The sequence below is a fragment of the Prevotella marseillensis genome (assembly GCF_900625065.1).
Taxonomy (GTDB): domain Bacteria; phylum Bacteroidota; class Bacteroidia; order Bacteroidales; family Bacteroidaceae; genus Prevotella; species Prevotella rara.
This window is the reverse complement of the sequence record NZ_UYXY01000009.1, coordinates 1-13,212: the sequence shown is the minus strand read 5'-3', so window position 1 is coordinate 13,212 and position 13,212 is coordinate 1. Positions and strand designations below refer to the sequence as shown.

At 51.0% G+C, this 13,212-nt stretch carries 11 protein-coding genes and 1 rRNA gene; 3 read left to right on the top strand and 9 right to left on the bottom strand.

All coding sequences use genetic code 11. The features are described 5' to 3' along the window. Positions 1 to 59: 59 nt before the first annotated feature. The 7 genes from porM to EJL04_RS15640 all read right to left on the bottom strand — a co-directional run bounded on the left by porM (position 60) and on the right by EJL04_RS15640 (position 6,517). A complete protein-coding gene (gene porM / locus EJL04_RS15670) occupies positions 60 to 1,610 on the bottom strand; it encodes a type IX secretion system motor protein PorM/GldM (protein WP_125105608.1) in 1,551 nt (516 codons plus the stop codon). Positions 1,611 to 1,622: 12 nt separating this feature from the next. Beyond that, complete coding sequence (porL, locus tag EJL04_RS15665; RefSeq protein WP_125105607.1) at positions 1,623 to 2,546, bottom strand: type IX secretion system motor protein PorL/GldL; 924 nt, start codon at positions 2,544 to 2,546, stop codon at positions 1,623 to 1,625. A 3-nt stretch (positions 2,547 to 2,549) separates the two neighbouring features. Beyond that, positions 2,550 to 3,992, bottom strand: a complete 1,443-nt coding sequence (gene porK / locus EJL04_RS15660) for a T9SS ring complex lipoprotein PorK/GldK (protein WP_021853591.1) — start codon at positions 3,990 to 3,992, stop codon at positions 2,550 to 2,552. A 3-nt stretch (positions 3,993 to 3,995) separates the two neighbouring features. Further along, positions 3,996 to 4,934: a PorP/SprF family type IX secretion system membrane protein gene (locus EJL04_RS15655; RefSeq protein WP_125105622.1), complete on the bottom strand. Its 939-nt coding sequence runs from the start codon at positions 4,932 to 4,934 to the stop codon at positions 3,996 to 3,998. Between the two features lie 85 nt (positions 4,935 to 5,019). After that, a complete protein-coding gene (locus EJL04_RS15650; RefSeq protein WP_021853593.1) occupies positions 5,020 to 5,241 on the bottom strand; it encodes a DUF2795 domain-containing protein in 222 nt (73 codons plus the stop codon). A 51-nt stretch (positions 5,242 to 5,292) separates the two neighbouring features. Beyond that, positions 5,293 to 5,856: a cob(I)yrinic acid a,c-diamide adenosyltransferase gene (locus tag EJL04_RS15645; RefSeq protein ID WP_021853594.1), complete on the bottom strand. Its 564-nt coding sequence runs from the start codon at positions 5,854 to 5,856 to the stop codon at positions 5,293 to 5,295. Positions 5,857 to 5,869: 13 nt separating this feature from the next. Beyond that, a complete protein-coding gene (locus EJL04_RS15640) occupies positions 5,870 to 6,517 on the bottom strand; it encodes a hypothetical protein (RefSeq protein ID WP_125105606.1) in 648 nt (215 codons plus the stop codon). A gap of 999 nt (positions 6,518 to 7,516) precedes the next feature. Here EJL04_RS15640 and EJL04_RS15635 point away from each other — a divergent pair. The 3 genes from EJL04_RS15635 to EJL04_RS15625 all read left to right on the top strand — a co-directional run bounded on the left by EJL04_RS15635 (position 7,517) and on the right by EJL04_RS15625 (position 12,234). Next, positions 7,517 to 9,634, top strand: coding sequence for a TonB-dependent receptor (locus tag EJL04_RS15635; RefSeq protein ID WP_125105605.1), 2,118 nt, complete (start codon positions 7,517 to 7,519; stop codon positions 9,632 to 9,634). 512 nt (positions 9,635 to 10,146) lie between these two features. Continuing rightward, a complete protein-coding gene (locus tag EJL04_RS15630) occupies positions 10,147 to 11,361 on the top strand; it encodes an L-serine ammonia-lyase (RefSeq protein ID WP_021853597.1) in 1,215 nt (404 codons plus the stop codon). A gap of 21 nt (positions 11,362 to 11,382) precedes the next feature. Continuing rightward, the gene (locus tag EJL04_RS15625) at positions 11,383 to 12,234 is read left to right on the top strand and encodes an MBL fold metallo-hydrolase (protein WP_241210030.1); all 852 of its coding nucleotides are present in this window, start codon (positions 11,383 to 11,385) and stop codon (positions 12,232 to 12,234) included. Positions 12,235 to 12,404: 170 nt separating this feature from the next. On the opposite strand, the gene EJL04_RS15620 is transcribed toward EJL04_RS15625, so the two are convergent. Both EJL04_RS15620 and rrf read right to left on the bottom strand, forming a co-directional pair. After that, positions 12,405 to 12,602, bottom strand: a complete 198-nt coding sequence (locus tag EJL04_RS15620) for a hypothetical protein (protein WP_125105604.1) — start codon at positions 12,600 to 12,602, stop codon at positions 12,405 to 12,407. Positions 12,603 to 13,129: 527 nt separating this feature from the next. Further along, a 5S ribosomal RNA gene (rrf, locus tag EJL04_RS15615) occupies positions 13,130 to 13,212 on the bottom strand; the annotation flags it as partial.

Genomic DNA, 13,212 nt, shown 5'->3' with positions numbered 1-13,212 from the left:
TACTTATGTTTTTATTTTTATCTCAGCCCGGGTCTGCTGTCCGGCCTCGGGCAAGAGAACTATTTCACAATAACTTCCATTGTCGACGGCAGCGTGCGCTTAATTCCGTCGGGACCTACGGCTGTGATGCGGGTGATATAGAACCGCTTGTTGCGCGACAGTCCGCGGAAGGTCTCCCGCTGGCGTTGCGTGAACGAATCGCCATTAGAAACCATTGGCACAGCGTTACCCATGTTGTCGTAGAACACGGTCTCAAAGCTCAGCACCTTGAACGGAATGTCGAGCAGTCCGTCGTCTATGGCGGCCTTGATGCCTCCTACCGACATGAGCGAAGCCTTGGCCAAGCCGCCCGTACGGAAACGGTTGTCGCCGATGGCGATGTATGGTGTAGGATCAGGAAGCTTGCGCACATGGAACGTAAACTGGCCTACCGGCTTTGCGCTGCCTGTCTGCAGCGACATTACGTTTATCGTTACATCCTTTCCTACGGCTGTCGGACGGGCTATATACTTGCCCGGACCCACTGGCTGAAGCGTGCCGCCGCTCATCGATGCCGATACTTTGTTGAGCGGAACGCCCGGAATACTTATGCTGATAGGATTGCTATAGCCTGCATAAAGCACATTCATGAGGTCGGCAGAAACCGTTGCGCTGGGGTCAACCACTGTGTACTTCTGTGAGAAATCACGGCGAATCACATCGCCGCTGCCGTTGCGCATTGTGATATAACCAGTGAGATTAAAGTCGCCGGTGCGTCCGGTTACAATCTCATAGGTATTGTTGCGCAGGTTCATCTGCCTTCCGCCGATGTATATCTGTGGCTGCTGCGTAGTGTCTACAGCTGCCATCACGATCTGAGCCGAGAACTTGTCGCCGCGCACTATCGTCTGTGCATTGGGTATCACGAAAGCACTTAGCTTGTTGACGCGTATGTCTTTCATGTCGATATTGGCCACAAGAGTGTGCAACACCTCGCCTTCTGCATAGCGGACATCGCTCTGCAGCTTGGTCAGAAGCGTAACAGCCGCTGCCACAGGCATATCCTCGAACATGTATTCCTGCCAGTTTTTACCCATTGTCCGCGCGTTCTTGGGCAATGTCGTGGTAAGATTGCTGGCTATGATTGCTTTCTGACGCTCGTCGGTAACCATCTTCAGGATGCGCTCACGGAATGAGTTGATGGCGTTGAAGAGCTGTTCGCCCTTGCCCGAAGCAGGCGAAAGCATTATCTGGTTGGCAGCTTCGAGGTTTTCTTTGTTCTTTATATTAAGCACGTCGCCTTTTTCTCCGTCAGCCTCTTTCACAATAGCCTCCTTCAGCTGCTGTGCAAAGTTGAACAGCGAGTCGCTCATCTGCTTGACGGCAGTGGCCTTCTCAAACCATGCCTTCACTTTCTGAGGGTTCGATTTCATCTGAGTCTCGAAGTCGCCATAAAGCGATTCGTTCTCTGACGAAGCGTTTGAGGTGGTGCGGTGAAGGCTCTCCTCCACAATAGAGAAGCCCTCGAGCACTTCGGTCGAGACGTTAAGCGCAAGCATGGCCATGAGGACGACATACATGAGGTTTATCATCTTCTGGCGTGGAGATACCGGTCTTTTCTTTATTGCCATTGCCTTGCGTTTTTATACTTCTGCGTTGTTTCCGTTGTTTGTTGCTGCGCGCATGTTTACGGTCATGGCCTCTATCATGCGGGCATAAATCTTGTTAAGCTGTTCTATCTGTGAAGCCATCTTGCGCGACTGCTCGTTTATCTGGTCGATAGTGCCGATCTGAGAGCTTGCGCCCTTAAGCTGCATCTCGTAAACCTTGCAGATACCGGTGAGAGTGCGGTTGAGATTTTCCATCTCCTCTGAGTCGCGTGTAAGACGTGCGCTCTGCTCCGACACCTTGGCCAGCATGTCTGTAAGTTTCTTGAGTTCTTCAACATAGTTGCTTGTGGCTTCTTCCATCTCAGGCGATACCTGCTGCTGGGCTGTTATCCAGCCTGTAGAAGGCTGCTGAGCGGGCATTCCCTGCGGAGCAGTTCCTGCTGCAGCGGCATATGGCTGGCCTGCAACGAACTCGCCACCGGCAGACGACTGGCCTCCGGCTGACGGCTGAACGCTGTCGTCAGAAGAAGCAACAGCTGCCGAAGCGGGCTGCGGCTGAGCACCGCCACCATTGATATAAACCACATTTCCGCCCTGAACGCCACCACCGGCAACACGCGGAGCAGCCGCAGGAGAGTCAAACCCGTCAGCATCAGCCATGTCAAGTTCTTCGTCGCCATACTCTTCCTCAGCAATATGAGTGGGTATTTCCTTACCTATGGCAGTCTTGTCGAAAGGACGGTCAAAGGCCGAAATGAAGAACACTATAACCTCAGTGCCCATACCGAAATACAACATGATGTTGGCTCCGGGAAGGTGAGTGAGCTTGAACAATGTACCAAGGATAACGATAGACGCACCCCAACTGTAAGCGTAGTTCAGGAACGTTTGTCCCGGTACGCTGTCGAGCCACCTCTGCAGGCGGTAGATGATATTATATTTGCTGTATTCTGTCATGTCTTACTTCTTTTTCTGTTTTGAACTTGTTGTGCTTGCCAGACTTCTGACACAGCGGAAACCGATATAGCAACGGGGCTGATTCTGATACTCCCATGTACGCCATGCCGAACGGATGTACGACTCGGGGTCTTTCCAAGAACCTCCGCGCACGCTCTTCTTCTTGAGCTTGTAGGGGTCTTCCTTGGCCGCGTTGTAGCGCAGCTCGGGGTTAAGGTCGTTCATGGCGTCGATACCTGCCTCGGTATATGTGGTGCTGGTCCACTCCGCCACGTTGCCCGCCATGTCAAACAGTCCGTTTGAATTAGACGAGAAGATGCCCACACGGCTGGTTATAAGGTTGCCGTCTTCGGTGTAGTTGCCGCGGTCGGGCTTGAAGTTGGCAAAGAAACAACCCTTGTCGTTCTTAACGTCGACAGTCTCCCAGGGGAACTCTGTGCCTTCCTTACCGCGTGCGGCATACTCCCACTCTGCCTCTGTGGGCAGGCGATAGCGCTGTATGTAGCGTGCCTCTCCGCCAAGACCCTTGAGCAGATAGTCGGTGCGCCATGCGCAGAACGCGTTGGCCTGCTCCCATGTTACGCCCACAACGGGATAGTCGTTATATGTAGGACTGCTGAAATAAAGGCGCATATAGGTCTCGTTGTCAGAGTTGACAAAGTCGTTGACCCAGCATGTTGTGTCAGGATATACGTTGACGATGTATGTGTTGAGGAAGTCCCACGGGCCGCTGAGAGGGCGGTCGATGGTCTGTCTTACGATGCGTCCTTCGTCGTCGATGTAAGCAGTGTCCTTTGAAATCATCACCACTTCGTCGGGATTAACCGGTATGTCGGTGTTTAGGTTGCGCTCAGCAGGATTAAGTCTGTTGCGGCGCAGCGCTGCGGCTGTATAGTCGTAGACCTCATAACGATAGTTCATCTGGCTGGCATCGAGCATCTTCTCTCCAGTAACGGGATTTGTAACGTAGAGGCTCTCGATGGCTCTCAGCTCGTCCTCGTTGGGCTTGCGCGGCAACGGTTTCTTCCAGTTGAGGTGCGGGGTTACTGGGTCGCCGTTCTTGTCTTCTGTTATCATGTAGCTCTCGTCGCCGCCATAAGACGGGTCGGCAAGACGAGTGCGGAGGATAGAGTCGCGCACCCAGAACACAAACTGCTTGTACTCAGAGTTTGTAACCTCGGTTTCGTCCATCCAGAAACCGTCAACCGATATTTCCTTTACCGGAGTCTGCTTTCCCCACAGGCTGTCTTCTTTCTCCATACCCATCTTGAGGAAGCCTCGCTTTATAAGTGTCATTCCGTAAGGCGTAGGCTCGGTGAAGGCACGCCCGCCTACTCCTACCACCTCGCCTCCGCGTCCTACCGATGCGGAGCGTCCGCCGAAGCATGCAGAGAGCGTGGTGAGCACTATCACGCCAAGGGCAATTATTGTATTTATCTTTTTCATATCTTATAATATTCTCACGCTTTTATGTTTATTCTTTCCTTTTTTATAAAGGTTGAGTGTAGTCTGATATCCGATGAAAAGCTCGTGGCTGCCGTTGCCCATGTTGATGGCCGAGGTGTACACCTCATAGCTGTAGCCAATGTTGATGCCGTGGAAGCTGCCGCCCACCAGCACCGTAACCGAGTTTGTGGGGCTGTAAGATACGCCCCCGTAGAGCATTTTCTTGTCGTTTGTATAGACCAGCCGGCCCGACACGTCGCCTCTCCAGGCCACCCCGTCGGTGCGCAGCAGCACAGACGGATGTATTGTAAGAAACGGATTTCTTAGTTTAATATTGTATCCGCCGGTCAAATAAAATGTAGGATCTATCTGCAATTCGTTTGTTTCGCCCAGTTCAACCAGCGGAGCGGTGAGGTGCTGGGCCGACACGCCCACATACCAGGGGCCGTGCGTGTAATAAAGTCCGAAGCCCACGTCGAAGGCGCTTCCGTTGACGTCTGATGTGGTGAAGGCCGGGTCGCTCGAGTCTTCAATGTCGAGCTTCGATCCGTCGAAGCCCTCGCTGAGCAGCCCCAGCTGTACGCCCGCACTTATCATTCCGCCGAAGAGCTTGTGCTTGTAGGCATACTGCAGCGCCAGGCGCTGGTGTGTGAACAGACCTATCTGGTCGTTGAAGAGCGAGAGGCCCACGCCGTGATAGTTCTTAAGGAAATACAGCGGCATGTCGGCGCCCACGTACATTGAGCGCGGATTGTTCTCAAATCCTGCAAAGCTTAGGGCATACACCGCCGCAATGTTTAGCTTTGAGGCCTTGCCCACCGAGCCCGGGTTATAGTAAGGCTCAAGGTCCCAGTAGTGACTGAAAGACGCGTCATACTGCGCGCTGACCCTTGCCGAGGCCAGCATCATCACTGTTAATATGGTTAAAAGACGTATTCGCACGACAATATAACGCAAGTCATGCAATTTTATTGTATGCAAAAGGGCGGCTCTTTTTCTCTGAGCTGCCCTTTTTTATCAAATTAAATCAATATTCGTCTTCATTAAACAAGAAATCCTCCTTGGTAGGATAGTCTGGCCATATATCCTCGATGCTCTCGTAAACATCGCCCTCGTCTTCTATTTCCTGCAGATTTTCCAGCACTTCCAGAGGAGCACCCGAGCGGACTGCATAGTCGATTAACTCGTCTTTTGTTGCGGGCCACGGTGCATCTTCGAGTTTTGAAGCTAATTCAAGTGTCCAATACATAACCTTTAAAATTTACGTTTTTAATCACCCACAAAAGTACTATATTTTTTCTTATTTGCAAGGTTTCTTCCAGATTTTTTCTCTCACTCCGTAAATAAAGTTTAATTTTCTCGCCAATACGAAAAGATAATCCGACAAACGGTTCACATACTGCAGCACCTCGGGGTCGAGCTCGGTCATCTCGTTGAGCTTGAATATGCGGCGCTCTGCCCTGCGGCACACCGTGCGGCACACGTGGGCAAGGGCTGCTCCGTGTGATCCTCCGGGCAGGATGAACGTTGTCTGCGGAGGTATGTTGGCCGTGATGATGTCAATCTCCTCCTCGACGGCTGTAACTTCTTCCGGATTAAGCGTGTACGACGGCGCAAGGGCTGTCTGTGTCTTGTCGGTGGCCAGATACGAGCATACGGTAAAGAGGTTGCGCTGTATTCTGTAGATAAATTCCTTGTCCTCGCCATCCTTCAAGAAAGAAGCCAGCATGCCGAGATGGGCGCTGAGCTCGTCGACTGTGCCGTAGGCCTCAATGCGTGCGTTTGTTTTCTCTACTCTGACACCTCCCACCAAGCTTGTGGTGCCTTTATCGCCGGTCTTTGTATATACCTTCGTCATCTTCATAGCCATAATGGATTTAAAAGTTAATTATGTAATTTTGTTTATAACGTTTCTCGTCGAAAAACACAAGTCCGCAGTAATACAGGTCGAACGTAACCACGCCGGGGTCATCGCTCACTATGCGCCGCCATACGCCGCGCGCATTGCTGTCGGAATGTATGCCGTGACCCATCACCGCCGAACCGGCACGGGCCGCACTGCATATAGAGGCCAGCTGATCGGCAAGCCCGCTGCAGGGAACGAGCCTTGCCACGAAGCGGCCGCCGCAGCCGCCAATCATGTCGGAAAGGCGCACGGGCGACAAGGCCGAACTGACGCTCTCGATGCGCGCCTTGCGGCATCCGGCACCGAAATATGCGCCGTAAGCGCCGCCGGCATCGTCGAAGTTGACAACGAGCGAGGGCTGCACGCTGTTGGCAAGCCTGAGGCACAGCTCGCACATCTTGCGCTCCACCACGCCCAGGCCGGGATAGCTCAGCGCCAGGTCGTCGTAGGCGTAATAGGGATAATGCTCGTTGATGACATAGCGCACCATGCGGTAGGCCCACGGCGACTGCACGCCAAAGCCGCGGCTATGGCGCATGCGGCTCAGCCACACAAGCATGCGCCGCAGCTTGCCGCATGAACTTGCCGCACTGTATGTCGTCTTATCTGTAGTCATCATGTTATCGCCTTTGCCAAAGTCGGACACATTATATAATATACAGCATGCATTGGCGCTAACCTGCCGCCGGCAATAATGCCCGGAGACACCGGTGCCATACACTGACAAAGCATAAGCCACCCAACAGCAAAGTTGTTTTTCATATTGCGCCGTTGCCGTGTTGTAATATGCAAATATATATATTTTTATTCGAAAAAAGCATTTTTATTCAAAAAAATGCGACATTCTGTGATAATACATCACTTTGCAGCCGTCTGACCTCACCAAAAGTCACTGAAAGCATCTGCAAGGCCGCCGGCTGCGCGACGTAACGCCACTGACATGGCGCAGGCTGCCCCTGTCGCCCATCAGTCCGTGCACGGCCCAGCCAAAAGGCCACCTTTCAGCTCCTAAAAGGTATGCTTTCAGCCTCTAAAAGACCGTCTTTTGCACGCTAAAAGGTAGCCTTTTGCAACGCGTTGAATATCAAGGCGTTACAGCGGCAGTATCTTCCGTCATCCCAAACAGCCGTCAGGGCGTGCCGGTTGCATCGCTTACGCTGTTTTCATAGCCGGTAAAAGTGCCTCTCCGGGCATGGTGACGGCCTTTCTGTTTGCATCCGTACAGCATTTCATTTTAACGCAGGCTAAAGATATTAAGTATCTGTATGACACCTATAACACACCATATCCGACATTATGTCGACAATAATGGCAATATCACTTGCCAAATTCAGAATAATTGCATATATTTGCCGTATGTAAGTATTTTACCGGCATAAAGATACAGACATATTTTATGTAGGTTTAACTAAAAACGGCAGACTATGAACGACGGCAACACAGGCATACGCCCACATGAAGGCGGCTGACACATGGCAACAGCGAAAGGCTCTGACTGAAGCAAGGCAACACAAACTCAGCTTGCAGCCAAAAGCTGACGCCGCGCTAAAGCGGCAGCGGCAACACATGTTTACCGTAGCAGACAACACATCAAGCAACCCCACAAAATCGTAATAACATGAGAAACATAATATTAATACTGTCCCTTATGGCATGCACGGCCGGAACAGCCGCGGCTCAGACCGACTCGCTCGAGGTGGACACAACGCTGACACTGGGCGAAATAACGGTGAAGGGCATGAGAGTGATAAAGAAGGTTGACCGGCAGCTGATAATACCTACGAAGGAGATGGTGAAGGCGTCGTCGAACGGATTTGAACTGCTCAACCTCATGACGCTCGACGGCATAAGGGTAGACCCCGTGATGCAGACCGTGTCGAGCATGGAGGGCGGCTCGGTGCAGGTGCGCATCAACGACATCGTGGCCAGCACGCAGGACATCATGGCGCTCAGGCCCGACGAGGTGGTGCGCGTAGAATATATCGACAACCCAGGAATAAGATACTCTGACAGCGGACTGAAGGCCGTGATCAACTATGTGGTGAAGCGGCGCAGCGCGGGCTACGTGGGCGGGGCAAGCACGATGCAGGCCTTTGCCACAGGATTCAACAACAGCAGCGCTTACTTTAAATATAACTACAAGAAGTCAGAGTTCAGCATTAACTACGGATTCAGCTACCGCGGCTACGACGAGCGCAGCATCAGCAACAACAGCACTTACTATCTGCCCGACGGAACGCAGAAGAGCGTAAACTATATAGGCTACAACTCTGATTTCATGTACACGATGAACAATCTGCAGCTGGGCTACAGCCTGGCCGACCCCGGCAAGTATGTGTTCGACGTGCGCTTATTCTACAACAACTACAACAGTCCCAACAGAGACATGCGCCAGCTGGTGCAGGAGACGGGGCAGCCCGACAGGTATCTCTACAACAAGGTGGTGAACAAAGACCGCACGCCGTCGCTCGACATCTACTACTCGGTCAACCTGCCGCACAACCAGAACATCATGGCAAACCTTGTGGGCACGTACATCGGCACCGACTACAAATACCTGATGAGCAACTATCTCTTCAACGAGTCGCCTGAGCAGTCGGTCAAGTCAGAGCCGCTGAGCGACTACAGCTACATTGCCGACGGACGCAAATACTCGTTGATAGGCGAGGCAATGTATACCAAGACCATGAAGAAGACAGCCTTCACGGCTGGGGCGAGATACTCTGTGAGCAGGACCGAAAACGACTACTCGGGCACCAATGAGACCGACGCACACCTCAACTCGGACAACCTGTATATGTTTGCGCAGCTGCAGGGCAACCTCAGCGTGATAAACTATCAGGCGGGCATAGGTGCCAGCTACACATCGATACATCAGGGCGAGACAGGATTCAACAAATGGACGGCAAGGCCGCAGCTTAGCCTCTCGACAAGTGCGATAAAGAATGTATTCATCAGATACAGCGGAAGCATGGGACAGAACATGCCGTCGCTGTCGCAGCTCACGGAGGTAAAGCAGTATATGAACGAGGCTGTGGCCTACGACGGCAACAGGGATCTGGCGCCATACAACTCTTACAACAACAGCCTTATGGTAAGCTGGTCGATGCCCCTCTTCGACTTCCGCCTTACCGGCAGCTGGTATTATGCGCCCGACATCATCATGAACACCTACAGCCCGGTGATGCAGGAAGACGGAACATACGTCATAACAGCAAGACCTGAAAACCAGGAGAGCTTCACACAGAAAACCGTTGCGGCCAACCTGATACTGCGCCCGATAAAGAACGTGCTCAACATAGCGCTGTATGGCAGCTATAACAGATACGAAAGCCGCGGACTTAGCTACTCGCATAACTTCAACGCATGGCGCTGGAGGGCTTCGGCTTATCTGATGCTGGGCAACTGGAGCGCGTCGGCCGACATATACAATGCTCCGAAAAGTTTCTTCGGCGAGAGCATGACGGGAGGCGAGCGCAACTTCAACCTTAACGTAAGCTACAAATACAAGAACCTTCAGGTGGGCGTCGGCGGCATCCTCGTAGGCTATGCGCAGGGCAACATATACGAGAGCAGCACCACAAGCCGCTATTATAAGAACACGGGAGTTACGCAGATAAAGGACAACGGCAACATGATCTATTTCACTCTGTCGTACAACTTCAGCCACGGACGCAAGTATAAGGCCGACCAGCGCAGGCTGAGCAACAGCGACAACGACAACGGTATCAGATAATCTCCGGCAAGGTGTCCTTACAGTCTTTAGCCGCCCTCGCAGCCACGCCATTCCGTTTATGCCGTTCATGGCAAGCTAAGGCGGTACGGCTGCCGGACAAATAGTTTAGCACGAAGCGTTATTAGTATTCCGTCCGTATTTTTACTTTATATCGAGCGGATTTTCGTCAGTCATTTTGCAGGCACAAAGGGCCAAGTCAAGAAGAGTCTGACGAAAATCCGCTCAATAGAAACAGAAAGGCTGACTGAAAGCATGAATGCACAAAACAGATAAAGTCATGTGCGGCCGAATGACAGATTTGGGATTAGATACAGCGCCCCTGCATGTCAGCGTTTTCGGGTTTTCACCTGCATAAAGCGCCGTGCAGGGGCACATTTTCGTACCGCATGAATAGCGGTTGGCCCTAACCTCTGTCATGATTCATGTCAAGACCGTTGCATAAAAACGCCGCAGGGCTTTGCCGTTAACGTGTTTTCTTATTATATTTGCAAAGACATTAAGAAAACAAAGATATGAAATCATTAAGGGAATTATACAGGATAGGTAAAGGCCCGTCGAGCAGTCATACAATGGGGCCGCAGAAAGCAGCTAAGATTTTTTTGGAGAAGAACCCTTCAGCCAAGCAGTTTAAGGTTACTCTATACGGCAGTCTGGCAGCCACAGGCAAAGGCCACATGACAGACACAGCCATCATAGAAGTGCTGTCGGCAGCGGCTCCGGTAGAAATTGACTGGCAGCCGTCGGTGTTTCTGCCCTATCATCCCAACGGAATGAAATTTGTTGCTTATGCCGATGAAGATAAAGTGGCAGACGAGTGGACCGTCTACAGCATCGGCGGAGGCGCCCTGTCTGAAGGTAAGGGCCGCGACGACATGTTCAATACGCCCGAGGTGTACGACATGAACACCATGAGCGACATCATGAACTGGTGTTACGAGACGGGACGCAACTATTGGGAATATGTCGACCAATGTGAGGATTCAGGCTTCTGGGACTATCTTCTCGAGGTATGGCACATGATGCAGCAGGCCGTAGAGCGTGGTCTTAACCACGAAGGACGTTTGCCCGGTCCGCTCAATCTCACCCGCAAGGCTCCCACTTATTATGTCAAGGCTTCAGGCTACAAGCAGTCGCTGCAGTCGAGAGGTCTGGTCTATGCCTACGCGCTGGCTGTAAGCGAGGAGAACGCTTCGGGCGGCACCATCGTAACAGCTCCCACCTGCGGCGCCAGCGGTGTGCTCCCTGCCGTGTTGTATCATCTTTCGAGAGGCCACAACTTCAATGACACCCGCATACTTCATGCTCTTGCCACAGCCGGACTTATTGGCAACATCGTAAAGAAGAATGCCTCAATCTCAGGAGCCGACGTAGGTTGCCAGGGAGAGGTAGGCGTTGCTTGCGCCATGGCATCAGGAGCAGCATGCCAGCTGTTCGGCGGCAGTCCGTCGCAGATTGAGTATGCAGCAGAGATGGGTCTTGAGCATCACCTCGGCATGACGTGCGACCCAGTGTGCGGACTTGTGCAGATTCCATGCATCGAGCGCAATGCCTACGCTGCAGCAAGAGCCCTCGACTCTAACCTGTATGCAGCATTCTCAGACGGCATCCACCGCGTTTCGTTCGACAAAGTAGTAGACGTGATGAAGCACACCGGCCACGACATCCCTTCTCTTTACAAGGAGACAAGCGAAGGCGGACTGGCTAAGGGCTTTAATATCGTTAAGTGACAACATTAAGACTGCGGAGCTATGAACAAGCCATTAGCTTTATGTGTCATGCTGCTGGCGGCCATTGTGCCGCATGCGGCAAATGGTGGCAACGTAGAAGAGAATGTCGTTATCAGTCAACCTAAAATGGCAGACCAAGCAACTATATCAGAAACCGTCAAGGTAAACGAAGTTACGGTTACCTGTATCAGGGACAACAAGGCTGAGCGCACAATGCCGCTGAGTCTTTTTGGCGACATACCAGAAAGCCTTATAGACAGCCTTGGCATACGCAACGGCATCAAGTCGTCTGTTAATGCCATATTGGTCAAGACAGAAGAAGCAACAATACTGTTCGACACCGGACTCGGAAAGTCGGACAGCCAGTTGCTTACGGCCCTGAGCAATAAGCCTGAAGACATCAAGTTCATCTATCTCACACACTTTCACGGCGATCATATCGGCGGCATGATGAAGGGCGACAAGCCTGTGTTCACGAATGCAGAAGTCTATGCTTCGCTTGAAGAATATGAAAGTTGGATGAAAATGCCGGATGAAGCAAAGGCTCAGGTCGTGAAGACAATGAAGGCATACGAAAAGCATTTGCACCTTTTCGAGTTTGGCGACACTCTTCCCGGCAACGTCATTGCGCTTGATGGCAGCGGTCACACTCCCGGCCATACCATCTACAATGTAGACAATGAAGTATTGGTTGCAGGCGACATAATTCACGGAATGGCACTCCAGCTAAGCCATCCCGAATATTGCGCGTCATACGACATGGATAAAGAAAAGGCAATAAGGACACGCAAGCGCATCCTGAATTACGCCAGAGAGCATAAAATAGACATTGCCGGTATGCATATTCCCCTGCCTGGTATAATCCCGTTGTAATGCGTTTAGAATGCCTCAGAAAGAAACAAAACTATCGTATTGAGGATATCAAACAGCAATATTCGGACAGAATAACAGAACGGAGAGAAAACAATAAAGTAAATCCGCCGTAAACAAAATATGATTAAGGCCCAAGGACAGGCATAAATCTAACCACAATAAGCAATATATCAAAATATAATCTTCGGCGCATAAGCCAAGAGATATAATACAGAAAAGAAATACGCTTCCGCCCGCCTGACTAATAAAGCATTTCTGCATAAGGTCAGGCGGGCGGAATCATTTATGAAAATCTGCCAATAAGCATCCTCGATAATTGTATCTTTATATTGAGCTGTTAGTCTGACTTCAGTTGTTTTATCACTCATATATTCCTTTATGCACAGCCAAGGCAACCTCAAACGTCCTTCCGCCTAATTATTTGCTAGTATAAGGAATTATCAAATGTTGTCTAGATATATGCGGTATAAGCGTCAAACAGCGCAAGAACTAACTATCTTTGAACAATTCTCATTTCTATTCCGCCTAGCCATCTGCCGCCTAAGGCAGAAACATTAATAAAACCTCATTGGACTCACCATTTCACCTGCACTCACGCATATCCTATTTCCATGGCCTGTAAGTGCAGCACTTCATGCATTGGATATCCCTACAGAAAACCTTCCATTTCTAAATATCGGATATCTGCATAATTATAAAAATGACGGTTAAAATATTTAGATTTGAACATAGAAAGCGATTGGGGGTAAAATAATGATTTCCATCATCATATCATTCCGATCCGTGCCATAAGTCACATTAGTCTTATTAGTCTCATAAGTCCCATACTCCGTGGAACCAAACAAAAAAAGAGTCCCTGACATCACGACTGACGTCAGGGACTCAACTCTGAAAAAAAAGGCGGCCTCCTACTCTCCCGCATTGCATTGCAGTACCATCGGCGCAGGCGGGCTTAACTTCTCTGTTCGGAATGGGAAG

Bases quoted from the DNA above. Each gene is read 5' to 3' on its own strand.
- porM (WP_125105608.1), bottom strand. From the start codon at position 1,610: ATGGCAATAAAGAAAAGACCGGTATCTCCACGCCAGAAGATGATAAAC.
- porL (WP_125105607.1), bottom strand. From the start codon at position 2,546: ATGACAGAATACAGCAAATATAATATCATCTACCGCCTGCAGAGGTGG.
- porK (WP_021853591.1), bottom strand. From the start codon at position 3,992: ATGAAAAAGATAAATACAATAATTGCCCTTGGCGTGATAGTGCTCACC.
- EJL04_RS15650 (WP_021853593.1), bottom strand. From the start codon at position 5,241: ATGTATTGGACACTTGAATTAGCTTCAAAACTCGAAGATGCACCGTGG.
- EJL04_RS15645 (WP_021853594.1), bottom strand. From the start codon at position 5,856: ATGAAGATGACGAAGGTATATACAAAGACCGGCGATAAAGGCACCACA.
- EJL04_RS15640 (WP_125105606.1), bottom strand. From the start codon at position 6,517: ATGATGACTACAGATAAGACGACATACAGTGCGGCAAGTTCATGCGGC.
- EJL04_RS15635 (WP_125105605.1), top strand. From the start codon at position 7,517: ATGAGAAACATAATATTAATACTGTCCCTTATGGCATGCACGGCCGGA.
- EJL04_RS15630 (WP_021853597.1), top strand. From the start codon at position 10,147: ATGAAATCATTAAGGGAATTATACAGGATAGGTAAAGGCCCGTCGAGC.
- EJL04_RS15625 (WP_241210030.1), top strand. From the start codon at position 11,383: ATGAACAAGCCATTAGCTTTATGTGTCATGCTGCTGGCGGCCATTGTG.
- EJL04_RS15620 (WP_125105604.1), bottom strand. From the start codon at position 12,602: ATGAGTGATAAAACAACTGAAGTCAGACTAACAGCTCAATATAAAGAT.